Origin of the sequence: Streptomyces sp. NBC_01429 (assembly GCF_036231945.1) — a bacterium.
Classification (GTDB): Bacteria; Actinomycetota; Actinomycetes; order Streptomycetales; family Streptomycetaceae; genus Streptomyces.
Genome location: NZ_CP109599.1, coordinates 7,952,677 through 7,974,939, shown reverse-complemented (window position 1 = coordinate 7,974,939; position 22,263 = coordinate 7,952,677). Strand labels below are relative to the sequence as shown.

The 22,263-nt window shown below is 68.9% G+C and carries 22 protein-coding genes and 4 pseudogenes; 15 read left to right on the top strand and 11 right to left on the bottom strand.

Annotation, left to right across the window (positions count from 1 at the left end):
* Window positions 1–53: 53 nt before the first annotated feature.
* Window positions 54–1,151, top strand: a complete 1,098-nt coding sequence (locus OG627_RS34795) for a carboxylate-amine ligase (RefSeq protein WP_329072051.1) — start codon at window positions 54–56, stop codon at window positions 1,149–1,151.
* A gap of 189 nt (window positions 1,152–1,340) precedes the next feature.
* Here the strand turns inward: OG627_RS34795 and arsB are convergent.
* Together arsB and OG627_RS34785 are read right to left on the bottom strand one after the other, a co-directional pair.
* Window positions 1,341–2,504, bottom strand: a pseudogene (arsB, locus tag OG627_RS34790) (ACR3 family arsenite efflux transporter); the annotation flags it as partial.
* A complete protein-coding gene (locus tag OG627_RS34785; protein WP_329072049.1) occupies window positions 2,501–2,815 on the bottom strand; it encodes an ArsR/SmtB family transcription factor in 315 nt (104 codons plus the stop codon). The pseudogene arsB and the gene OG627_RS34785, both read right to left, overlap by 4 nt.
* 103 nt (window positions 2,816–2,918) lie before the next feature.
* On the opposite strand from OG627_RS34785, the gene OG627_RS34780 reads away from it, so the two are divergent.
* A complete protein-coding gene (locus tag OG627_RS34780; protein WP_329072047.1) occupies window positions 2,919–3,332 on the top strand; it encodes an arsenate reductase ArsC in 414 nt (137 codons plus the stop codon).
* A gap of 160 nt (window positions 3,333–3,492) precedes the next feature.
* Here OG627_RS34780 and OG627_RS34775 read toward each other — a convergent pair whose 3' ends face one another.
* Window positions 3,493–4,359 carry a hypothetical protein gene (locus OG627_RS34775; protein WP_329072044.1) on the bottom strand — a complete coding sequence of 289 codons (867 nt, stop codon included), beginning with the start codon at window positions 4,357–4,359 and terminating at the stop codon, window positions 3,493–3,495.
* Between the two features lie 198 nt (window positions 4,360–4,557).
* On the opposite strand from OG627_RS34775, the gene OG627_RS34770 reads away from it, so the two are divergent.
* The 7 genes from OG627_RS34770 (at window position 4,558) to OG627_RS34740 (ending at window position 11,585) form a co-directional block, all read left to right on the top strand.
* The gene (locus OG627_RS34770; protein ID WP_329072042.1) at window positions 4,558–5,004 is read left to right on the top strand and encodes a hypothetical protein; all 447 of its coding nucleotides are present in this window, start codon (window positions 4,558–4,560) and stop codon (window positions 5,002–5,004) included.
* 799 nt (window positions 5,005–5,803) lie between these two features.
* Window positions 5,804–6,562: an iron-containing redox enzyme family protein gene (locus tag OG627_RS34765; RefSeq protein ID WP_329072040.1), complete on the top strand. Its 759-nt coding sequence runs from the start codon at window positions 5,804–5,806 to the stop codon at window positions 6,560–6,562.
* Window positions 6,563–6,697: 135 nt separating this feature from the next.
* Entirely contained in the window at window positions 6,698–7,876 is a 1,179-nt protein-coding gene (locus tag OG627_RS34760) for a pyridoxal phosphate-dependent aminotransferase (RefSeq protein WP_329072038.1), read from the top strand.
* Window positions 7,851–9,671 carry an FAD/NAD(P)-binding protein gene (locus tag OG627_RS34755; RefSeq protein ID WP_329072037.1) on the top strand — a complete coding sequence of 607 codons (1,821 nt, stop codon included), beginning with the start codon at window positions 7,851–7,853 and terminating at the stop codon, window positions 9,669–9,671. The genes OG627_RS34760 and OG627_RS34755 overlap by 26 nt, the downstream gene beginning before the upstream one ends.
* A gap of 9 nt (window positions 9,672–9,680) precedes the next feature.
* The gene (locus OG627_RS34750) at window positions 9,681–10,202 is read left to right on the top strand and encodes a cupin domain-containing protein (protein WP_329072036.1); all 522 of its coding nucleotides are present in this window, start codon (window positions 9,681–9,683) and stop codon (window positions 10,200–10,202) included.
* A complete protein-coding gene (locus OG627_RS34745; protein ID WP_329072035.1) occupies window positions 10,199–10,969 on the top strand; it encodes a sulfite exporter TauE/SafE family protein in 771 nt (256 codons plus the stop codon). The genes OG627_RS34750 and OG627_RS34745 overlap by 4 nt, the downstream gene beginning before the upstream one ends.
* Window positions 10,970–11,000: 31 nt before the next feature.
* Window positions 11,001–11,585 carry an O-methyltransferase gene (locus tag OG627_RS34740; RefSeq protein ID WP_329072033.1) on the top strand — a complete coding sequence of 195 codons (585 nt, stop codon included), beginning with the start codon at window positions 11,001–11,003 and terminating at the stop codon, window positions 11,583–11,585.
* 183 nt (window positions 11,586–11,768) lie between these two features.
* Here the strand turns inward: OG627_RS34740 and OG627_RS35620 are convergent.
* Window positions 11,769–12,305: pseudogene (locus tag OG627_RS35620) on the bottom strand (CocE/NonD family hydrolase C-terminal non-catalytic domain-containing protein); the annotation flags it as partial.
* A gap of 146 nt (window positions 12,306–12,451) precedes the next feature.
* Between OG627_RS35620 and OG627_RS34735 the strand changes: the two are divergent.
* Window positions 12,452–12,562, top strand: a pseudogene (locus OG627_RS34735) (SDR family oxidoreductase); the annotation flags it as partial.
* A 71-nt stretch (window positions 12,563–12,633) separates the two neighbouring features.
* Here the strand turns inward: OG627_RS34735 and OG627_RS34730 are convergent.
* Together OG627_RS34730 and OG627_RS34725 are read right to left on the bottom strand one after the other, a co-directional pair.
* A complete protein-coding gene (locus OG627_RS34730) occupies window positions 12,634–13,221 on the bottom strand; it encodes a TetR/AcrR family transcriptional regulator (protein WP_329072031.1) in 588 nt (195 codons plus the stop codon).
* Window positions 13,211–13,612, bottom strand: a complete 402-nt coding sequence (locus tag OG627_RS34725; RefSeq protein ID WP_329072030.1) for an aminotransferase class I/II-fold pyridoxal phosphate-dependent enzyme — start codon at window positions 13,610–13,612, stop codon at window positions 13,211–13,213. The genes OG627_RS34730 and OG627_RS34725 overlap by 11 nt, the downstream gene beginning before the upstream one ends.
* 111 nt (window positions 13,613–13,723) lie before the next feature.
* Here OG627_RS34725 and OG627_RS34720 point away from each other — a divergent pair, with 111 nt between their 5' ends.
* Together OG627_RS34720 and OG627_RS34715 are read left to right on the top strand one after the other, a co-directional pair.
* Window positions 13,724–14,107, top strand: coding sequence for a hypothetical protein (locus OG627_RS34720; protein WP_329072029.1), 384 nt, complete (start codon window positions 13,724–13,726; stop codon window positions 14,105–14,107).
* 23 nt (window positions 14,108–14,130) lie between these two features.
* Window positions 14,131–14,586: pseudogene (locus OG627_RS34715) on the top strand (aminotransferase class I/II-fold pyridoxal phosphate-dependent enzyme); the annotation flags it as partial.
* 392 nt (window positions 14,587–14,978) lie between these two features.
* Here the strand turns inward: OG627_RS34715 and OG627_RS34705 are convergent.
* Genes OG627_RS34705 through OG627_RS34685 form a run of 5 tightly spaced genes read right to left on the bottom strand, consistent with a single transcriptional unit; the run spans window position 14,979 to window position 19,177 of the window.
* A complete protein-coding gene (locus OG627_RS34705; RefSeq protein ID WP_329072027.1) occupies window positions 14,979–15,572 on the bottom strand; it encodes a hypothetical protein in 594 nt (197 codons plus the stop codon).
* A complete protein-coding gene (locus OG627_RS34700; protein ID WP_329072025.1) occupies window positions 15,569–16,960 on the bottom strand; it encodes a hypothetical protein in 1,392 nt (463 codons plus the stop codon). The genes OG627_RS34705 and OG627_RS34700 overlap by 4 nt, the downstream gene beginning before the upstream one ends.
* A complete protein-coding gene (locus OG627_RS34695) occupies window positions 16,957–17,790 on the bottom strand; it encodes an ABC transporter ATP-binding protein (protein ID WP_329072023.1) in 834 nt (277 codons plus the stop codon). The genes OG627_RS34700 and OG627_RS34695 overlap by 4 nt, the downstream gene beginning before the upstream one ends.
* Window positions 17,787–18,620, bottom strand: a complete 834-nt coding sequence (locus OG627_RS34690; protein WP_329072021.1) for a zf-HC2 domain-containing protein — start codon at window positions 18,618–18,620, stop codon at window positions 17,787–17,789. Before OG627_RS34690 ends, OG627_RS34695 begins: the two co-directional genes overlap by 4 nt.
* Window positions 18,617–19,177: an RNA polymerase sigma factor gene (locus OG627_RS34685; protein WP_329072018.1), complete on the bottom strand. Its 561-nt coding sequence runs from the start codon at window positions 19,175–19,177 to the stop codon at window positions 18,617–18,619. Before OG627_RS34685 ends, OG627_RS34690 begins: the two co-directional genes overlap by 4 nt.
* A 214-nt stretch (window positions 19,178–19,391) precedes the next feature.
* On the opposite strand from OG627_RS34685, the gene OG627_RS34680 reads away from it, so the two are divergent.
* From OG627_RS34680 to OG627_RS34670, 3 genes are read left to right on the top strand one after another with little or no spacing between them, the layout of a single operon-like run.
* Window positions 19,392–20,228 carry a CPBP family intramembrane glutamic endopeptidase gene (locus OG627_RS34680; RefSeq protein WP_329072015.1) on the top strand — a complete coding sequence of 279 codons (837 nt, stop codon included), beginning with the start codon at window positions 19,392–19,394 and terminating at the stop codon, window positions 20,226–20,228.
* 41 nt (window positions 20,229–20,269) lie between these two features.
* Window positions 20,270–21,433, top strand: a complete 1,164-nt coding sequence (locus OG627_RS34675; RefSeq protein ID WP_443073670.1) for a sensor histidine kinase — start codon at window positions 20,270–20,272, stop codon at window positions 21,431–21,433.
* Entirely contained in the window at window positions 21,430–22,089 is a 660-nt protein-coding gene (locus OG627_RS34670) for a response regulator transcription factor (RefSeq protein WP_329072013.1), read from the top strand. Before OG627_RS34675 ends, OG627_RS34670 begins: the two co-directional genes overlap by 4 nt.
* Window positions 22,090–22,263 lie beyond the last annotated feature (174 nt).

Here is a 22,263-nt window from a genome sequence, read left to right as displayed (position 1 = left end):
GTGGACTCCGGCCGTACCCATAATCAAGGCTCCGATGTCCGGGAAGGGGCCGCATGACGCAACCGCTGACGGTCGGTGTTGAGGAGGAATTCTTCCTGGTCGACCCGGACAGCGGGTCGGCCGTGTCCGCCTCCGAGGAGGTGATCGCGGCCGCGGCTTCCGTCGGACCTGCCGAACGCCTGCACCCGGAGACATCCACGGCGGTGGTCGAGACCGTGACGGAGCCGCACCGTGAACTGTCCCTGCTGGCCGATGATGTGCGCGCCCTGCGCGCCGCGGCCGCGGCGGCCGCCCAGACGGCGGGCTGTGCGGTGCTTCCGTGCGGTACGGAACTGGTCGCCGGCCCGTACATGCCGCCGACCAGCGGCTCCCGCTATCGCGCGGTCCACAAGAAGTACGGCGCGTATGTGTTCGGCCATATGCCCTGCGGCCTGCACGTTCACGTCGGCATGCCCGATCGGGAGCACGCCGTCCGGGTCGGCAACCACCTTCGGCCCTGGCTGCCCACACTGCAGGCACTCGCCGCCAACTCCCCCTTCTCGCTGGGAGAGGACACCGGATACGCGAGCTTCCGGTCCATGTGGTGGTCGTACCTGCCGGTGGCCGGTCCGGCTCCGCTGTTCACCGACGCCGCGCAGTACAACGCTCTGCTCGACAGGCTGGTCGCCTCGGGGGTGATCCTCGACCGGAAAATGGCGTACTGGTTCGCCCGCCCCTCCGAGTTCGTGCCCACCATCGAGGTACGGGTCATGGATGTCTGCCCCACCAGCGACACCGTGACACTGCTGACGGGACTGACCCGCGCACTGGTCACCACCTGCCTGCGGGCGGTGGAACGCGACGCACAACCCGCCCCGGTCTCCGACCAGCTCCTGGCAGCGGCCCACTGGCAGGCCGCCCGGTACGGTCTGGAAGGCGACGCCCTGGACCTGGACTCCGGGCTCCCACTGCCCGTTTGGACCCTGGTGGACCGGCTGCTGAGACATGTCGCTCCCGCGCTGTCCGAGGCGGGAGACCTCGCCCTGGTCAACGACATGCTGGCGGAGACCCGCAGGAGCGGCTCCTGGGCCGACCGGCAACGGAGCATCATCCGGGAGGGCGGAACCTTGAGCGATGTGTCGGCCCATCTCCGCTCGCTCCTGCTGAAATGAGACCCGGTGCGGGCGGTGGCGGTGGCGGTCGCGGACGCCGGTCCCGTTCGTGAGAGGCGAGATCTGGCCGGATAATTCGGCGTTACGTGCCCACTGCTGTCCCAGGGGTCACACGCGGCGCCGAGGATCATGAACAGAACCACGGCTCTCGGCGCATCCAGTCACCTGCTCGTCACTCCCTCGTACCCCGGTGGTGACGAGCGCGTTCGCCTGGAACTTCTTGCGCCAGGCGAGGGCTACGTAGACGAGGGCGATCAGTACGGGGACTTCGATGAGCGGGCCGACGACGCCGGAGAGAGCCTGGCCGCTGGTGACGCCGAAGGTGGCGATGGCGACCGCGATGGCCAGCTCGAAGTTGTTGCCCGCCGCGGTGAACGCCAGTGTGGCGGTTCGGTCGTAGGCCAGTCCGAGGCCCTTGCCCAGGAGGAAGGTGCCGAAGAACATGATCGCGAAGTACACGAGGAGCGGCAGGGCGATGCGGGCGACGTCCAGCGGCCGCGAAGTGATCGTCTTCCCCTGGAGCGCGAAGAGGATGACGATCGTGAACAGCAGCCCGTACAGCGCCCAAGGGCCGATCCTGGGCAGGAACTTCGCCTCGTACCTGTCGCGGCCCATGTTCTTCTCGCCGATACGGCGCGTGAGGAAGCCGGCCAGCAGGGGGACGCCGAGGAAGACGATCACGTTCAGGGCGATGTGCCAGACGGGAACGTCCAGGCCCTGTCCGTCGCCCAGGCCCAGCCACCGGGGCAGCAGGTCGAGGTAGAACCAGCCGAGCACGCCGAACGCGATGACCTGGAAGACGGAATTGAGGGCGACGAGTACGGCGGCGGCCTCGCGGTCGCCGCAGGCGAGGTCGTTCCAGATGATGACCATGGCGATGCAGCGGGCGAGCCCGACGATGATCAGACCGGTGCGGTACTCGGGCAGGTCGGGCAGGAAGATCCAGGCCAGCGCGAACATCACGGCCGGGCCGACGATCCAGTTGATGACCAGCGAGGACGCCAGCAGCCTGCGGTCGCCGGCGACCGAGTCGAGCCGGTCGTAGCGGACCTTGGCCAGGACCGGATACATCATGATCAGCAGGCCGACGGCGATCGGCAGCGAGATGCCGCCGATCTCGACCTTGGCAAGGGCGTCGTTGAGCCCGGGGATCATGCGTCCCAGGCCCAGGCCGAGCGCCATGGCGATGAGGATCCACACGGCCAGGAAGCGGTCGAGTGTCGAGAGCTTGGCGACGACCGTGTCCGCGCCGGATCCGGCGGACGCGGCGGTGATCGGTTCGGTAGTGATCGGTTCGGTGCCGGTCGGTGGGGTGCCGGTCGGTGGGGTGCCGGTGGGTTCGGTGCTGGTCACGGGCACGGCCTCTTCCTGTCGGCGGTCCGGGTGGCGCGCGCGGTGGCGGCGAGACCGGTGAACGATCCGGCCAGGGCTTCCAGCACCTCGGGGCGCAGCTTGTAGTAGATGAAGCGTCCGCACGGTTCGGTGTCCACCACCCCGGCCTCGCGCAGTACGCGCAGGTGGTTGGAGAGGTTGGTCTGCTTGGCACCGGTCTCCTCGACCAGATGCGTCGTGCAGAGCGTCTCGTGGGCGAGCAGGGTCACGATCCGCAACCTGAGCGGGTCCGCCAGAACCCGGATCAGATCAGCGTCGACTGAAGTCAGCATGGACTGATATTCTCACATCAGTGGCGGCTGACGCCACCGGAAACTGATGTCACCCCCCGCCTGATCCCAGTCGCGAGTTTCGCGAGACAAGAGAGACCGTCTGATGTCCGTCAAGCCTTCTGTGCTGTTCGTCTGTGTCCACAACGCCGGCCGTTCCCAGATGGCCGCCGCCTGGCTGATCCACCTGGCCGGGGACCGCGTCGAGGTCCGCTCCGCCGGGTCGAACCCCGGCGACGCGGTCAACCCGGCCGCGGTCGAGGCGATGGCGGAGGTCGGCATCGACATCTCCGCCGAGGCGCCGAAGATCCTCACCGTCGATGCCGTCAGGGAATCCGACGTCTGCGTCACCATGGGCTGCGGGGACACCTGCCCCGTCTTCCCCGGCAAGCGCTACCTCGACTGGACACTGGACGACCCGGCCGGGCAGGGCGTCGAAGCCGTACGCCCCATCCGCGACGAGATCAAGAAGCGCGTCGAGGGCCTGATCGCCGAGATCGCGCCGGAGACCACGGCCTGAGCGGGATCCGGAGCGTCGCCGTCAGGGGCCGCCGGGGACCGTCGGGCACCTGGACGCTCCGGATGGCGTCCGCTGGGATTCGCTGATGTTCCCGTAGGTGTTCTCGCGGGTGTTCTCGCGGGTGTTCTCGCGAGCGTGCGTTGATCGCTCACCGGGTGCGTCACCACCCGCCCTCGAAGAGGGACAGAAGCGCCGGTGCCGGGTCTGCCGCGCTGGTCGTGTTCGCCACGGCGACAACGATCAGAGCCAGCGACAACAGCGCCGAGAGGACGCCGAACGAACCCACCACACGCCTCGTTCGTCTGTCGGACCCCGCCCCCGTCCTCGCGAACCTCTTCCACAACAGCACGCTCAGGCCGATGAGGACGACCGCGGCGATCGCGGCCAGCACGGCCAGCACCACGTGGTACCGGGAGAAGTCGCTGATCATCACCGTGAGGGCGGGCGGAGTCCGGGCACCCGCGCTCTGGGGCTCGGCCAGTCGCTGCCGGACCTGATCGAGCGTGTCGGCGAGTTCTCCGTCGGCTGTGCGGACCACCAGCATCGGAAACAGAGACGCGAACGGCGCTGTCGCACCCTGGATGTTGGCCATCACCACCACCGACGAGAGCAGCCCGAGCATCGCGGCAAAGATGCCGCCCGCCGCGAGGGCGGCCCTCCGCCCCGCCCCGAGGCCACCGGCCCTCAGGAACGCCTTCCAGAGAAGGACGCCGAGCGCCACGAGCACGGTCAGCAAGAGCGCGGCGATCACGGCCTTGGCCACGTGGTAGCGGAACCAGTAGTCGACAACGCTCTCCAGGTCAGGGGAGAAACCCCGGTCGCCGGAACTCCAATACCCGACGAACGCCGCACGGAAAGCCTTGCCGAGGTGGTGCTCATCGACGAGACCACTGCCCGTCCCGCTCGACGCCAATCGGCCCGGGGCGACAAAGAACGCGGCAACGAGGGCCACGGCGAGTGCGACGAGAACAGCGAGTGTGCGACCGGAGACACCTGCGGATCGCGACGTGGCCACGGAACTGCTCAAGGAAATTCCTTCGGATCGATCAAATGTGCAGACACCACGCCGACCAGCGGATTCGCCGGTTGAAAGGTTCGGTGCGGCAGGGGCAGTCCCCCTGCTGTTGTCATAGCGATCACTGTCTCGCACCGGCTGACGCCCGGTCACTGGGGTACACCGCACACTTCGGGGTGGGGTTTGCCCCCCAAGACAAAGGCGGACGCAGTGTCCTCGGGGCCGCCTGTTCCCGGTCATGGCCGTCGGGACGGACGGCGCGCCGCCGGGTCGTCGACCCGGGCCGCCGGGATCGAACGCGCTGTCCAGGCCGAGCCGGACCCCCAGCAGCGGATCCGGGTCTACCTCGCCGGCGTGGGTACCGCCATGCGGCGGCACTCCCACGCCTTCTACGACGACATGGTCGGGTACGAGCCCACGGCGCGGATCTACCGCCAGAACTCGGCCGCCGCCGCACGCCGGGTCCATGAGCTGATCGATGAGGGGGTGCGGGCGGGTGCCTTCCGTTCCGTCAACGGGCCGTTCGCCGCCCAGGTCGTGGCCGTCGCCATCGACGCCGTCCAGTCCGGCGCCCCTCTGGAGACCACCGGCCTGTCCGCCGGCGACGCGTTCTCGGAGCTCGGGGACCTCCTGCTCGACGGTCTCAGCTCGGCCTGAGAGTCCGACGGCCCGCCGGCAGGCGCCGCCGCCGCGTACCGGACTCCTGCCGCCGGGCAGCCAGTTGTCCGGTCAGAGACCGCAGGTTGCGGCTGGACAGATCGATCGAAGACGGGCGGGCAAACACACGAAGCTCCTGGCGGACAGAGTGCTCTTGGTCGAGACCCCCTCTACCAGGAGCTTCGTCGTTTCGCGGGCGCGTCCCGTCTCACGGTCGGCACAAAGCTCCTTGACCGCAAGAGCGCGATCAGGCCGCGCGGCCGCCGGACCGGCCGGTCGCACACGCGCCCACTGGATCACCGGTCCCGCCGACGCCGGAGACGCGGAGTTGAGGCGCGGTGCCGCTCCGGGGTGGTCTTCACCGGGAACACATTCACGACCGGGCGGAGTTCCCTGCTCGCGGGCGCTCCCGCAATCGCTGTCCTGATTTCTACCGCATTTCCTGTCCTGAATTGCGTTGTTGACGCACACTGGAAACATCAATTTCCGCAGACCAGCCGCGTCACGCCTTCCCGCGACTCCGGTGCGCGCCCACTCATCCCGGTGCGCCTGCGACCAATGGCCAGTTTCTGCCCTGTGGATACAAAGAGCCATCAGACACCATGGGCCCCACAGGTCGGCAGGGATTTCAGCGAGTAGAGGAATGGATACGTCACTCATCCCGTGCCGTAATAAAGCCGACGGATGAAGTATCCGTCTCTTCGATTCGACTCTGCCCGATCCTGGCGTTCCGCTGCTCCATTGCTCGGCAAAGTCGTCACACCAGTCAATCGCGCCTGAAACAGGAGTGGACACAGAAATGACAACGTTTCCCAGCTCGGCCATCCACGACTCGGTCACCTCACTCATCGACGACCTGGACCGGCACCCGGTCTACGAAAACGAGTACTTCACGTTCCTTGAGGGAACGCCCTGGACCGGCGAATCATTCGAATTCCACCGGGCGAACTTCTACCACCGCACCGAAGGAACCGTGAAGGGCATCGCTCACGTGTGCGCCCAGGCGGCGGCCCACGACGATATGGACACCCTGGTCCTGTTCTCGCACATCCTCAACGAGGAGACCGGCGACGGCAACGCGGCACACTGTCACGAGGTGCTGATGGAGAACACCCACAACCGGCACGGTCAGGTCGAGTTCGGCGTGGCTCCGATGCTGGTCAAGGAGGCGCGGGACAGCAAGCTCCTCATCCCGGAGACCTTGGAATACCGTCGGCGGACCCTGGAGCTGCTGGCCGACAGCTACCACAGCATGCTGGGCGTCGCGATGGCGCTGGAGTCCCACGCCGACCGGATGCTCAAGATCTGCCGTACGGCGTTCCGCAACACCAACAAGGTCCTCCCGCAGGACAAGTTCGTGCACGACGTCGAGATCTATTTCAACGTCCACGTGGGCGACGAAGGGGTCGAGGAGCGCCATGCCGCGGACGCCAAGAAGTGCGTGGTGAACAATTGCCACAGCAAGGCGGATGTGGCGGCCATTGCCGCCGCCGCGACGGCGACGCTGGACATCCAGTTGGAGATGTGGAACGCGATGCACAAGGCCGTCACCAACTGAGTCCGTAGCTCCAGAGAGGTGGTCCACACGGCTGTGCAGAAAAACCGAGGAATCTCCAGCGCCCTTCTGAACATTCCGGAATCGGCGACGCACGGAACAGCGGCCAAGCTCGTTGCGCTGAACAGCGGACTCGCCGTGGAAGACCAAGTAATCGACCTCAGCATAGGCGCTCTGGACACTCCCGCCGATCCTCGGATCGACCGCGGTGTGATCGATTTCATCCAGACGAAATCCGGCGTGGTCCATGCGTTCGCCCCCGTCAAGGGGTTTCCCTTTCTGCGGGAATCCATCGCGGCGCGCGTGAGCCGTCTGCACGGGATCGAATACGATCCGGAGAACGAGATCCTGGTGACGCCCGGCGGCGTGAAGGGTTCCATCTCCGTGGTGCTCCACGCCCTGCTGGACCCGGGCGACGAGGTCGTCGTCCCGGTGCCCAACTGGCCGCACTACTCGGACATGGTGCTGCTGCACGAGGCCGTGCCGAAGACGGTCCTGGTCACCGCCGAGGACGGGCTGACGGCGCCGGCGCTCGACCGGGCGATCTCCGACCGCACCAGCATCGTGGTGCTCGGCGACTGCATCAACCCGACGGGCAAGATCTACTCGACGGAGGAACTCTCCCTGCTGGCGCAGGTCATCGCCCGGCACAACCTGCGGCGCGAGGCCGATGGCGCGAGCCCGATCTACGTCCTGTTCGACTGCCCCTACGAAGCCCATGTCCTGGGCGAGCGCGCCAAGACGTTCGCCGCCATCGAGGCGTCACTCCCCGACGGGAGTCTCTCACCGATGCGGCCGTGGACGCTGACGGTGACCGGCCCCGGCAAGACGTACGGCATGCACGGGGACCGGATCGGCTATCTGTGCGGGCCGACGGACATCGTCGAGGCCGCCGCCCGGGCACAGGTCAACCTCACGTCCTTCGCGTCCACCTACGGCCAGGTGGCGACGCACATCGCGCTCCAGCCGGAGATGGACGAAGTGGCGACGGCGAGGGCCAGGACCGCGCGCGCCAACCTGCAAGCCATGCTTCGCGAGCTGGAGTCCGTTCCTTCGCTGCGGGTCAGACCTCCCCAGGGGGGCTATTTCCTCTTCGTCGACCTGTCGAACTACGCCCACGCCTACCAGCAGCACGGCTACGTCACGGCCGACCAGTTCCTGTTGGAGGAGGCGAAGGTCGCCACGATCGGCGGCAACCACTTCGCGGAGGAGAAAGACCTTCAGCACTTCGTGCGGATCAACTGCGGCCGCACGAGTTCCATCCTGAGCCAAGCCGGCATCCGCATCAGGCATGCCCTCAGTCGTCTGGAGCCCTGAGCTGAAAGCCAACTCGTCGGGAGCTGTCGGATACTGCGTCATCGGCACCGGATTCGCCGGTACCTGCGCGCTGTGGCATCTGGTCCGAGAACTGACCGTTCCAGTCCGCCTGTCCCCGCTCTCCCGTTCCGCGGTCACGATCGTCACAGTGGAGCGGGGGCCCGTGAACGGCCCCGGATACCCCTACGCCAAGGAGAACGCCCAACTCGGGCACCGGTGCAACAACGAAGCGAACACCATGGGGATCCATGGCAACGACTTCGTCGACTGGCTCGCCGAGAGCAGGACCTGGCTCGTCGCCGACCATCCGGAACTCATCCTGGAGACCCACCCCGGGATCGAGCTGACGGCATGGAAGCCCGAGGACGGCGAGTTCTATCCGCGGGCCCTGTTCGGCCTGTACCTGGAGCACCGGTTCCAGGACGCCGTGAGAATCGCCCGGGACCACGGGATCGAAGTGCGGCAGTACGTGGGGCACGAGGTCTTCGACGGGCGGACGACAGAGGACGGCTTCTCCGTCCTTCTCCGTGACCTCGGCACCGGCCGCGAGTTCAGCCTGGACGGACTCGACCGGGTGCTGCTGAGCACCGGGCACTGGCAGTCCACGGAGAACGACGCGCTCGCGGAACACGAGGGGTACGTCTCGGCGCCCTATCCACCCGGCAGGCTCCGGTCCGTCGTCGCCGGCCGTGTGCGGTCACGGCGGACGCCGGGCGCGCGTCCGCAGGTCTACGTCCAGGGGATGGGGCCGAGCGGCATCGACGCCATCATGACCCTGTGCGACGAGGGCGTGTTCACGTACACGGCCGACGGACACGTCGCCTCGTACCGGCCGGCGCCGTCGGGAGCGGGGGAGGAACCGCCGCACATCGTCGTCGGATCACGCTCCGGGTTCTTTCCCCCCGTCCGGGGCCCGCTCGCCGGCCATGAACTGTCCCACCTCACCCCGGACGCCCTCGTCCGTATCCGGAGCGAACACCAGGGACAGTTGAGGATCGAGCCCATTCTGGATCTATTGGACAAGGATCTGCGCAAAGCGACCGATGGGGCGCTGGGGTGGCACGACGTCGAAAATCCCCGGCACTCTTCGGCCAGGGAGAAACTCGAAAGCGACCTTCGGGACTCACGTCTTGGAAATCTCGTCTACACGCTTGTCCTGAAGGCGCGAAGGATGTGCTTCTACCGGGAACTGGCGCCCGGTGACAAGGCCGTGTACGACCGCCTGTTCGACACGCACTTCATTCGGACGGCAGTGCCGATGCCGACGGTGAACGCGGAGAAACTGATCGCCCTCATGGACTCCGGAGTGCTGTCCACCGTGAAACACGGGTACGCGGCGCCACCGGTCGGCGTGCACGAGGAAGGCGGATTCGTGATCGCGTACGAGACCGCTGACGGCGAGCGTTCCAGTCTGCGAGCCGACTGTGTCGTGCGGGCCAAGACACAGGATTTTGATCTGGAACGCCACCCTTCGCCGCTGGTGCGGAACCTCCTGCGGCGGGGCGAGATCGTGCGTCACGAGGAATCGGGATACGTCACCGGCGGGTTGGCCCTCGACCCGATCGGAACATACCGGGTGACGAGGCGCGTGGGGAACGTTCACGGACCGTCTCCGCACCTGTCGTCGTACGGCTCCCCCGTCAGGTTCTGGCAGAACGAGAAGAACTACGCCGGAGCCTTCGTGAAGGCCGCCGAGCAGGTCGCCGCCGACTGGGCCGACGCCGCGACCGAAATGCCGCAACCCATCACCGCCCCGGACGACTCAGGGCTGATCATCACGGAAGTTGGGAACTGAGCGATGGAAATGAAAGAGTTCTACTATCAGAACCGCATACGGGTCAGCGTGTTCAATCTCGACCACGAAGCCGTTCCCTACCACTTCCACAACGAAGTGTCGGACATGGTGTACTGCTCCAGGGGACAGATCGCCATCGAACTCCCCGAAGCCGGCGAGGTGTTCACCGTGCTTCCCGGACAGGTCTTCCAGGTGCCCCGCACGAACAAGCACCGGTTCGTCAACGGAGCGCCCGTCGGAACGCCCTCGCGGTACGTCCTCCTCCAGCTCGGCACGTTCGACATCAACTTCGTGCCGGCCGCCGAAGGGCTGGCGGGGAAGGTCGCCGACCGCATCGCGACACACGTGGCGGACGCCGACGTGTACATTCAGAATCGCAAGGCCGACGTCCTCGAACTCGCCGACCGCTTCGCGTCGGAGAAGCCGGAGGACCTGACAGCGGAGGAGCAAACCGACGTGGTGCGGGCGCTGCGCTGCTTCGTGGACTGCGGTATCGAGGCCGAGCACCCGAGGGCCGCCGTCCAGCCGTGACCGACGCCGCCCCCTTCTCGTTCCAACTGACCACTTTCGTGCTGATCGTACTCACGTTCTTCGTCGGTGGGTTGTTCAAGGGACTGACCGGCCTGGGCCTGCCGCCCGTCGTCCTCGGAATTCTCACCGTAACGATCGGTATTCAGCCCGCCAAGGCGCTGATCATCATCCCGACGTTCCTGACCAACGTATTCCAGGCGGTGCGCGGCGGCCATGGTCGGAGAATCATCCAGCTCACCTGGCCGTTTCTCCTGGCCGCCACTTTGTTCACCCTGTCGGGCGCGCTGACGCTGAGCTACTTCCGGGCGGACGTGATGTCCGCCCTGCTCGGCGTCGGGCTCGCCGTCTACGGGATTCTAGGTCTGTTCCGACTACAGGTGAACATCAGGGGGAAATGGTGGAATCACCCCGTGGGCGTGTTCCTCGGGGCCGTCAACGGATTCCTCACGGGAATGACCGGATCGTCGGCCGTCCCGGGTGTCTTCTACCTTCAGTCGATCGGCCTGCTGCGGGACCAGTTGATCCAGAGCATGGGGATCCTCTTCACCCTGTCGACGGTTTCCCTGGCGTGGTCGCTGCGTACCCAGGATCTCCTGGACGCGAACCTCCTCGCCATGTCCGCGGTGTCCCTGGCACCGGCCTTTCTGGGAATGTCGATCGGGAACAGGATCCGCCGCAGCATACCCGAGGAGAAATTTCACACGGTACTCTGTACCGCTCTGGTGCTCCTCGGCCTGTACATCACGGCCCAGAATCTGGCCAAGTGACACCGACCATTAATTGACGAGGGGATGCATCATGGAACCGGCCTTCGCCGAGTTGCTGCGAGAGTTGGAGGAATTCGGCGAGGCCAACGACTCGTCCACGGACGAACGAAGCCGGAAGATGCTGAACATCACGCCCGACACCGGTACGTTTCTCGCGCTGCTTGTCAAAGCCTGCCAGGCGCGGAACGTTCTGGAGATCGGCACGTCCAACGGCTACTCCACCTTGTGGCTCGCCGACGCCGTGGGCCCGGAAGGGTCGGTGACGACGGTGGAGCAGGCCGACGACAAGGTGAAGATGGCCGAGCGGAATTTCCGGCGTGCCGGACTCCAGTCCCGGATCCGGCAAATCACCGACGACGCGGGCCGTTTCATCGCCTCGCGCGACGCCGGCGAGTACGACTTCGTCTTCCTGGACAGTAACCGCGGCGAGTACGTCCGATGGTGGGAGTCGCTGCGGCGGATCCTTGCGGACGGCTGCCTGCTCGTGGTCGACAACGCCGTTTCCCACGCTCACCAGTTGGAGGACTTCAACCGGCTGGTCGAAGCGTCGGACGACTTCTCCGGAGTCCTGCTGCCCATCGGCAAGGGCGAGTTGGTGCTCCGCAAGGACCCGTGACCGATCCATCGCCCGCGAACGAGCGAGCGGCCGCGATCCGCGGCCGCTCCTACCCGAGGACGGGCAGCTCCACATAGGTCTCGCTGCCCAGGTGCACGGTGACACCGCCCGCGGGGTTGTCGGGGATGATCCGGGGGGAATCGCCGCCGCCGATGGTGACGCGCAGCTTCTCCCCCGCTTGAACATCCAGTGTGTCTGTCCCAGCGAGACCGTGTACCGCGTCGGCGCGCCGGGGGTGACGGGCTTGGCCTTCTCCAGGCTGTCCCGCAGCTGGGCCCGAAGGCAGCCCGTTTCGATCGGCAGGACGCGGCCGTCCGGAAGGACGGTCTCCAGCTTGCTGACGAAGTAGGTGTCCTTCGCGCTGATGGACGCGTTCAGGTGGAGGGTGACCGGCCCGGCGAGCGTGGTGTTCTCGGTGAACGCCGGGAGGGTGAAGGTGGCGCGGCGGGTCGCGTAGTTGCCGCTGGGCAGGACGCCGTTCTGTTCGGCGGTGGCCTGGTTCTGGCCCGGGTCGCAGGGCAGCGTCCCGATGACGTCGACCGATGGGCCGTCGATCGGGTTGACCTGATAGCTCAAGCCCGCTGGCGCGGGGGCGTTCCTGGTGAGCGCGCCGTCGGCTGTCGGGTAGAGGCGCGTGTCCGACACCGCTGCCGAGGGCCACCGGCTGTAGCCGTGCCAACTGCCCGACGCCTTGGCGGAGGTCGACGCGTAGCTGATCACACGGTCCGGGGGCAGCAGCGCCCCGGGGCGCTTGGCCAGCCAGTGGTCGAACCAGTGCAGGATGACGGAGAACGAGATCGCGTTCGGGGCGTCCACGCCCTGGGTGGCCGGATCCGTCCCCGGGACTTGCAGGAAACCGCGACCCCGCGGACATCGCCGAAGCCGCGGCCTACCTGTGCTCGGAGGCGGCCCGGTACGTGTCGGGCGTGGTCCTCGACGTGGACGGCGGCATCAGCATCGGCAGCTCCCTGCGCTGACCACCGGGCGGCGGGGCGGCACCCGGGCGGCACACCGGCCGTGGGTGGGCCCGGTGGCCCGGGCCCCTCCCTCACCCGTTCCGCTCCTGGTCCGCCGTGGACCAGGAGATCAGGGCCCCGCGCAGCGCGGCCACCAGCCGGGTGGCGGCCTCCTCCTCGGTGCGTCCGCTCTTGATGAGGTCGAGGATGTCCCGTGGATCGAACAGCGCGTTCCACGGATACAGCGCCTCGTCCCCGAGATCCCCGAGGCCGAGTTCCTCGGCGGTCTGCCGAAGGGGCTCGGCCAGCGCCTCGGCCTGGGGCGTGAGGTAGTTGGTCGCCTCACGCAGCCGCTCCAGGTAGCCGCGGTGCGACCGCATCTGCGCCACCGCGCCGCCGTGTTCGAGGACAAGGGACACCCAGCAGCGCGACACCGCTTCGAGCCGCGCCATGCCCCGCGTGGTCTGACGGGCGCTGAAGTCGCGCATTTCGGAGCCTACTTGAGCCCGGAAGGCATGCAGGATCTCCTCGACGGACGAGAAGTGCCGGTAGGCCGGCGCGGTGGACACCTCGGCGTGCCTGGCGATCTCCGCCAGGCTGACCGGCGTCGGCGAGTTCTCGAACAGCAGCGCGGCGGCCTTGATCAGGTGTCTGCGGTTGCGTTCGGTGTCACTGCGCATGGGTCGACTCCCCGTCGCGAGCGAGGCGGCGTTCACCGCAGGGCCGAGAGGCCCTGGGCCAGCCGGCGGACGCCCTCGGTGATGGATTCCGGGCTCGCAGCGTACGACAGTCGAAGGTGCTCCTCCCCCGGGCTCCGAACTCGCTTCCGGGGCGGACGGCGACACCGTGCGTGCGCAGCGCGGCGACGACCTCCACGGAAGGCAAGTCGATGTCGTATCCGGGGAATTGGTAGAACGCTCCCTCCGGCGAGCTGAGGGTGAGGCCGGGGATCGCGGCGAGTTCCGTCCGCATGATCTCGCGCCGGACCTCGTACGCGCTCCGCATCCGGGCGACATCCTCCTCGCGGCTCCGCACCGCGACGAGCGCGGCGTCCTGGATGAAGGTGTTCACGGAGCCGTTGAAGGTGTTGTGTCGACGATCGCGCCGACGGCACCGAACGCGGCGAACCGCTGGGCGAGGTTGTCGCCGACGATGGCGCGACCCGCGTGTCCGAAGGCGTTGATGACGAGGATGTCGCTCGCCGCCGTCAACCCCAACCTGCTCGGCGGCGCCGCCTACGGCGCGGCCAAGGCCGGGGTCCGCACTTTCATGACGTTCCTGCACACCACCTTCCGCAACCAGGGGCTACGGGCGATCACCGCGCTGCCCGGCGAGGCGGACACTCCCATCCTCGACAACCGCGCCCGGCCTCCGGCGCCCCGGGAACGCGCGGACAAGGTGCGGCCCGAGGACGTGGCCGAGGCCATCCGCCTCGCCGTCACCCTTCCCCAGCGCGTGGTCGTCCAGGAGATCGTCGTCGCTCCCACCCGGCAGCGTGACACTTCCGCCGACCTGGAGATCAGCCGTTGGGCCGGAGCACCCGCCGACGTCACACCGCAGGCCTGAACACCCCGCCACCAGGAAGATCCATGCCGCCCACCATCACCACGCACCCGCCCCGGTTCGCCACCGCGGAGGCCGTCGCACGGATCGCGGCCGCCTCCCGCCGGACGCAGCAACCGCAGTCGCGGGGCGACCTGGTCTCCCTCGCCATGGGCGAACCCGACTTCGACACACTCCAGTCGGTGACCGAGGCGGCCCACGCCTCACTACGCTCAGGACGCACCCACTACTCACCGCTGCTCGGCGAACCGGCCCTGCGCGAAGCACTCGCCGAGAAACTCGCCGCCACCGCGGGGGCGCCGGTCGACGCCGCCGACATCCTCATCACTCAGGGCGGCACCGCCGGTCTCGCCGCCTCCATCCTCGGCATCGTCAACCCCGGTGACAAGGTGGTTATCCCGACGATCTCGGTCGACGGACTGCGCGACCGTACCGTCTACTGCCAGACCTTCTCGAAGAGTTACGCGATGACGGGCCGGCGCGTCGGCTACCTCTGGGGACCGCCGCAGCTTCTCCAGGCGTCCGCTCGTATCCCAGGGCCAGCGCGACTTCTTCGGCGCCCGCACCTACCGCCGCACCGACCGGAACGGCACCTTCCACACCCGGTGGTCGGGCGACCGCACCGAGACGGAGGTCGGTGGCCCCGCCCTCTAGGGTCCTGTCCGCGAAGCACCGCCCGGCCGATCTTCGCGACTTCGCGGGCCCGCGGCGCTTGGTGCGGGGGGCAGGCCGAGTCGTACCGCAGGCCATCATCGGGATCGGCATGGCCTCGATCCTTCCCCTGGACAGCACTGCTGGTGGTGCCCAGGCGCGATGACCGGGTGCGCGGCACGTGGCCGGGATGCCCCGGAGCTGATCAGGGCCTCCCGGCGTGCTACTGCCTCGGTCCCGCGACGGCGTAGGTCACCGTGCCGGCGACCGCGAGCACGGCCGCCGACCAGATACCCGTCGTGGCGTCGGGCGGCAGCAGCATCCAGGTCGCCAGCTCCATCGGCGTGCTCGTCGTGCCGGTCGTGCTCGTCGCGGGCGGAGCGAAGTACGCGATCATGAACCAGCCGACCGGCAGGGTCCACGCGTACTGCCGTCCGCACACCACCGCGCCCAAGGCGGCGAGCCCCATCAGCCCGGCGCTGTCCCGGACGATGAACTCCGCGGTGGCCAGGTCCGCCCCCAGCGTCCGCGCTCCCAGGGGCGCGGCGGCGACGACCGCGCCGGCGAGCAGGACGTGCCCCGCCCTGCGGGCCGTCCAGCGGATCGCGGCGGTCCGGTCCAGCGCGAGGTCCTGTCCGGCGAATCCGATCGAGGCCACCATCGCCCCCGTGACGACGACCAGCGCGGCCGAGCCCGACTTACCGGGCTCCCCACCGCCGCCGTCGGCCAGTGCCCACACCACAACGGCACTGATCAGCACCGCGGCGAGCGAGGCGGGCACCTGCCGCGAACGCGCGTACAGGGTCAGCCATCTCACCGTGAGCCACCGCCGGTCAGCGCCTCGATCGGGTCGGTCTCGCAGGAGAACGCGGCGGCGTGCATCGCGTCGATCCGTTCGCGCTGCTCCGCCTTCGGCAGCGCCGCGAGCTTCTTCCACGCCGCGCGGGCGTTCTTCTCGTCCATGTCGGCCGCCAGGCCGGGGGCGGAGGGCAGCATCCGGAAGTTCCCCATGACCCAGCTCGACGCGACGCTCTGCGCGTCCAGCACCCCGAAGGCGGTGCATTGCGGTGCCAGGCCCAGGCCGAGCAGCGCGCGGGTCAGATCCTCGTCGCTCTTCGCGTACCGGATCACTTCGTCGTCGAAGTCGATGAGTATGTCCTCACGGGACCGTTCCCGCTTCTCCAAGTAGGGCGTGATGGTGGTCCGTTCCCGGATTCCGGCCGGTGCCCGGCTCCCCAGGGCGTCCTTGAGCAGGCCGAGCGCCTTCTCGCCGGGACCCGCGAGGCCGGCCAGGCGTGCCTGCCGCGCCGCGGTGACACACACCGCGCCGTCGCACACCTTCCGCGCCGCGGCCTTGTCCAAAACATATGTCCTGTCCGACTCGGAGGGCAGGATGAGCAGGGCGATGACCGCACCCGCCAGGGCGGGGACCAGCGCGAGCAGCCGGGCCCGCCGGCTCGCGGCGGCCAGCAGGGCGAGGCCCGTCGCGGCCAGGGCGATCACCCAGAGCGTCTGCCCGGCCTGCACGGCCGGGGAGAGCGTGAGGAGTGTCTCCCTCGGTTCCCTGATCGCCGGTGACAGCAACGCGGCCCGGCTCGGCAGCGGGCCCGCGCCCGTGACCTCCTTCCACTTGGCCACCCCGCTCGCGAGGGGGACCGACTGCATCAGGAGGAGCTGGCAGAGCAGAAAGGCCGCCATGACCACCGCGGGTGGGGTGAACACGGACGGAAGGCTGCGCCCGATCCCCATGCCCAGCACCGCTCCCGCGGCGAGAAAGAGCGCCCCCACCAGCGAGATGGGAACCCAACGGAAGTGCGTGTACTCGGTGTTGGCGAGTACCTGGACCCCGCCGGCCAGGACGAGCAGCGCGAAGGCCGAGGCCAGCACGGCCGCTGTCGTCCCCCCGAGCGAGGCCGCTCGGTGCCATGCGGGCCTCGGTGTGCTCGACAGCAGCTCGGGCATCTTCGAGCGGCTGTCCCGCAGTCCCTGGAGGGCCCCCGCGCCCATGGCGAGCGGCCACGCGTAGAACAGCACACCGCGGGTCCACAGCGCCAGGGACGTCCACTGCGCCGTCCACGCCGAGGGATCCTCGGTCGGATCGCCGCCCAGCAGGAACAGGAACACCAGGGTGCTGCCAGCGATCCCCGACCCGGCCCACGGGGCGAGGGAACGCCTTGTCTCGATGCGCAGAATCCGGCCGTTCACCAGGTGCCCTTTCCCTGCTCGGTGTGGGAGAGCAGCGCCGAGTAGCCGCGCTCCAGCGGGCTGTCGCCCACATGGTCGGGGGTGCCCGCCGCGGCCAGTTCGGCCGGGGTGCCCTGGAACACCAGCCTGCCCTCGTCGAAGAGCACCACTCCGGTGCAGGCGGCGGCGACGTCCTCCACCAGGTGCGTGGAGACGACCACACACGTGTCGGTGCCGAGCTGCTGCAGCAGTTCGCGGAAGCGCAGCCGTTGGGCGGGGTCGAGTCCGACCGTCGGCTCGTCCAGCAGAAGGATCTTCGGGTCGTTGACGATGGCCTGGGCGATCCCGACCCGCCGCACCATGCCGCCCGAGAGGGCCTTCATCCGGTCGTCGGCCCGGTCCGCCATGCCCACGCGCTCCACCGCGTGCTGGACCGCCCCGGGAATGTCCGCCTTGGGCACCTCCTTCAGCCACGCCATGTACTCCACGAACTCGCGCACCGTGAAGCGCTTGTAGTAGCCGAACTCCTGCGGCAGATAGCCGATCCGGCGGCGCAGCGCGCGGTGTTCGCCCAGGCCGCTCGTGGACTCGCCGAGGAGTTCCAGGGTGCCTTCCGTCGGGCGCCGTACCGTGGCCATGGTCCGGATCAGGGTCGTCTTGCCGGCTCCGTTGGGACCGAGCAGGCCGTGCACGCCCGTGCCGAGCGACAGGTCGAGTCCGTCGACGGCCATGCGCTTCTTGCCGACCCTGACCTTCAGTCCGGTGGCCCGGACCTCCCAGGCATACGTCTGGGGCGCGATCCGAGCCGCGCTCACCGCGCTCATCATGGTGCGTTCCTCTTCTGTGTTCATCGATGGGCTTCCAGTACGGAGTAGGCGCCCCGGCGGGCGACCACGACTCCGGTGCCGAGGGCGAGGAGCAGTCCCCAGAGGGGCAGGACGTCTGTCCGCAGGGCGAAGGTCAGGCCGTCTCCGGCCAGCGACGGTGCGACGCCCACGGCCACCCACGCGACCGTCAGCGCGGCGGCGGCGCGTGACACACCGACGGCGCCTCCGAGCGCCAGGGTCGCGGAGGTGAAGGCCAGGCAGGGCAGCAGCCACTGCGCGACCATCACCCCCGTCAGCCAGCCGGCCACCAGCAGCGCGGGGATGACGACGGCGAGTACGCACGCCGTGCGCCGCAGCACCAGATCGAGTCCGGCCCGCGGTGCGGAGGCCGTCAGCTCCCAGCCCGGGTCGAGCCCGCGCGACCACGAGGCCGCCACACCGAGTACGGGCAGGAGCGGGGCGGCCAGCAGCACCGGCGACACCGGGACGGTGGTGAAGACCGACCCGACTGACCACGACACGGCAGGGTCCATCAGCACCGCCAGCAGTGTCACACCGACGACCATGGCCAGCCACGGCACTGTCGCGGGCGGCGCCCAGACCGGCAGCCACGCCCGGCGCCGCGTGCGCGGTACGGGGGCGGTGGCCAGGTGGGGTTCGAGACCGGACCACACCGTGTCGAGCAGTGACGTCACAGCGGGCGCCCGCGCCGTGACGGCGGTCGCGAGCCGGCCGCGGCACACTCCGCACGCCTCCAGATGGGCCTCCAGTGCCCATTCCTCGTCGGCGGCGAGTTCCGTGTCACCGCGCGCGTAGGCGTCGATGATCCGGGCCGACGCGTGTTCCACACTCATGAAAGTGCCTCCCTCATCACGATCCGGGCCCGGCGGGCCCGGGTCTTGACCGTGCCCTCGGGCAGCTTGAGCAGGACGGCCGTCTCCCGCACGGAGAGACCGTCGAGCACCATGGCCTGTAGTACCTGTCTGAGCTCCGGCGCGAGGCACCGCAGCGCGTCCCCCACATCACCGCCGACGGTCGCGGCGAGCACCTGCTCCTCGGCGGCGGGCGCCGAGGAAGCCTGTGCCGCCGCCGGCGGCGGCTGTGCGTGGTGAGCCCTGCGCCGGAACGCGTCGACCAGACGGCGCGCCGCGATGGTCCACAGCCATCCGACGGCGGACCCTCCGGTCGCGGACCCGTCGAACCCGCCCGCCGCGCGCCACACCGCGAGATAGGTCTCCTGCATGACCTCGGCGACGATCTGCTCATCCGCGCAACGGCGGCGCATCCGCACCGCCAGCCACGGTGAGGTGCGCCGGTACAACTCCTCGAACGCGGCACGGTCGCCCTTGGCCACCAGCCGCACGAGGCGCTCCTCGTCCAACTCCCGCAGTGCCGCTCTCCCTGGTCTCACACCCACTAGACGGGCGGGCCGAAGACCAGGATTTCCCCCTGGGAGTGATCCCCGTCACACGACCAAGCACCGGCGTCGGGCCGCCCGTTGGGGGCTGTCCCCCGTGCGAGCTACACGCAGGTGTCCACTGTGTGGTGACGATTCCGGGCCACCGGATCCGTAGCGTTCGGCGCAGTCGCAGCGATCGGGCTGTGGATCTGGCGAAGGAGTCCTCATGAGGCTGGTCCTGCAGCTGGCGGCCGTCGCGGCCGTCGCTTTCATCGGCGGGCAGGGTGTCGCCGCGGTGGCGGGGAATCCGTGGCTCACGCTCGCGCTCGGTGTCGGGACAGCCGTGCTCGCGGTGCTTGTCTACGGGTGGGTGGTGCGGCGGACCGAGCACCGCCCGTCCGTGGAGGTGGCCAGGGAAGGTGCCGGGGCCGCCATCGGCCGGGGCACACTGATCGGCGTCGCGATGTTCGTGGCCGTCATCGCCAACATCGCCTTCCTGGGGCACTACGAGATCAACGGGCTGGGCTCGGCGACGGGTGCGGTGGGGCTGTTCGGCTTCATGGCCGCGGCCGCCGTGACGGAGGAACTGCTCTTCCGCGGCGTCCTGTTCCGCATCATCGAGGAACGCGCCGGCACATGGATCGCTCTGGTGCTGACCGGCACGGTGTTCGGCCTGGCGCACTTGCTCAACCCGAACGCCAGCCTGTGGGGCGCCGTCGCCATCGCGATCGAGGCCGGCGGCATGCTCGCCGCCGCGTACATCGCCACCCGCAGTCTGTGGCTGCCGATCGGCGTGCATTTCGGCTGGAACTTCGCCGCGGCCGGCATCTTCAGCACAGAGGTATCGGGCAACAACACCCCGCAAGGACTGCTGGACACCACGACGTCGGGCCCGGCGCTGATCACGGGTGGCGACTTCGGCCCGGAGGGAAGTTTGTACTCGGTGCTGTTCGGTGTGCTGGCGACGGTCGCGTTCATGTGGCTGGCCCACAGGCGCGGTCATCTGGTGCCACGCCGTCGGCGCGCCGGGCGGGTCGATGCCGCCACTAAGCTTCCCCAGTGATCAATCTTCGACGGGTCCCGGAGCGGTGGCGCGTCCGGGAACTGCGGCGCGTCCCGGAGCGGTGGCGGGTCCTGGAGCGGTGGCGCGGGTTCAGTGTCACGGTCCGGGATCTCCCGCTCGCGCTGCTGTTCCTCGTCACGTCGTTCGTGCCCGCGCTGCACAACCACGGAACGCAGCTCGGCGAACTGCCGGACCGTCCCTTCGACGAACTCGCCGTGGTGGCAGTCGTCCTCGAATGCCTCCCCCTCGCCGCGCGCCGACGGCGGCCCGTCGTCAGTCTCGCCCTGGTGTCGCTCGGCTTCGCCGTCGACCAGCTCGGCGGGTACCACACGCTCGCGGGCACCGCGCTGCCGATCGCGCTGGCGAGCGCGGCGTCCCATCTGGATCGGCGCCGGCGAACCACCGTGGTCCTGCTCTCCGCGGCCTACGTGGTGTTGGCCGTCGCGCTGTTCCGGATCGGCTCGACCGAGGGGCTGGAGGGATTCGTGACGTTCTACCTGGCGCTGACCGTCACGTGGGGCTTCGGGACCTGGCTGCGCTTCACCCGGGCCATGGAGGCCGAACGGCGCCGCCGCGTCGCCGAGGACACCCTTGCCGCCGAACGTACCCGCATCGCCCGCGAGCTGCACGACGTCGTGACCCACCATGTGACGGCGATGGTCGTGCAGGCCGAGGCGGCCCGCTATCTGACGGCCGCGCCGGAGCCCCTCGACCAGACCCTGACCGCCGTCGCCGACACCGGCCGACGGGCCATCGCCGACCTGCGGCACCTGCTCGGCCTGCTCAACCCCGACCACGGCACCGAGGCCAGGACGCCGTCCGTCGGCCGGCTCCAGACACTCGTGGAACAGACGCGCCGGGCCGGGCAGCCGGTGGAGTTCACCGAGGAGGGCACGCCGGCTGAATCGACCGGCAGCGCCGACCTCGTGGCCTACCGGGTCGTACAGGAGGCCCTCACGAACGCCCTCAAGTACGCCCGTGGCAGCCGCACCTCGGTCCAGGTGCACCACAGCGGAAGGGAGATCACCGTGGAGGTGCGCACGGACGATCCCGGTGTGCGGACCGACTCCCCGGGCGGGAGCGGGCGGGGCCTCGCCGGTCTCCGTGAGCGGGTCGACGTCCTGGGCGGCGACTTCAGCGCGGGCCGGGGAACGGGCGGCGGCTTCGTCGTACGGGCCCGTATACCCGCGGGGAGTCCGTCGTGACCGCGCCGATCCGGGTCCTGGTCTGCGACGACCAGATGCTGGTCCGCACCGGGCTGGTGACCATCATCGGCGCGCAGCCGGACCTCGATGTGGTGGGCGAATGCGGAGACGGCCGGGCCGCGGTCGACCTCGCCGGGCAACTGCGCCCGGATGTCGTGGTGATGGACGTACGCATGCCGGTGCTCGACGGCATCGAGGCCACCCGCCGGCTGGCCGGTGCCGGAGTACCGCATCCCGTGAAGGTGCTCGTGGTGACCACGTTCAACCTGGACGAGTACGTCTACGAGGCGCTGCGCGCGGGGGCGAGCGGGTTCCTGCTCAAGGACGCGCCTCCGGCCCAACTGCTGCACGGCATAAGGACCGTGGCCACGGGCGCCGCGCTGCTGGACCCCGAGGTGACGCGCCGCCTCGTAGGCAGGTACGCCGCCCGGATCCGGCCCGCCGAAGGCAGCGCGCACGACAGCCCGCTGACCCCGCGCGAGCTGGAGGTCCTGTGCCTCATCGCGGACGGCCTCTCCAACAGCGAAATCGCCGCGACCCTGGTGATAAGCCAGGAGACCGTCAAGACGTTCGTGTCACGCATCCTCACCAAACTGCGACTCCGGGACCGTGTCCAAGCAGCCATCTACGCCTACCGCCACGGCCTGGTCACCTGACGCTCCGGGCACCGGGACCGGTACGGGAACTGGTACGGGAACTGGTACGGGCAGGAGGACGGGGACTGGCACGGTGCCTGACACTCCGTTTCCAGTCCCCGCCACTTCATACCGTGCGTGTGATTCTCCCGCACACGGCTTTCCCGCATGGTTCACCGGCTGGGCAGCACTGTT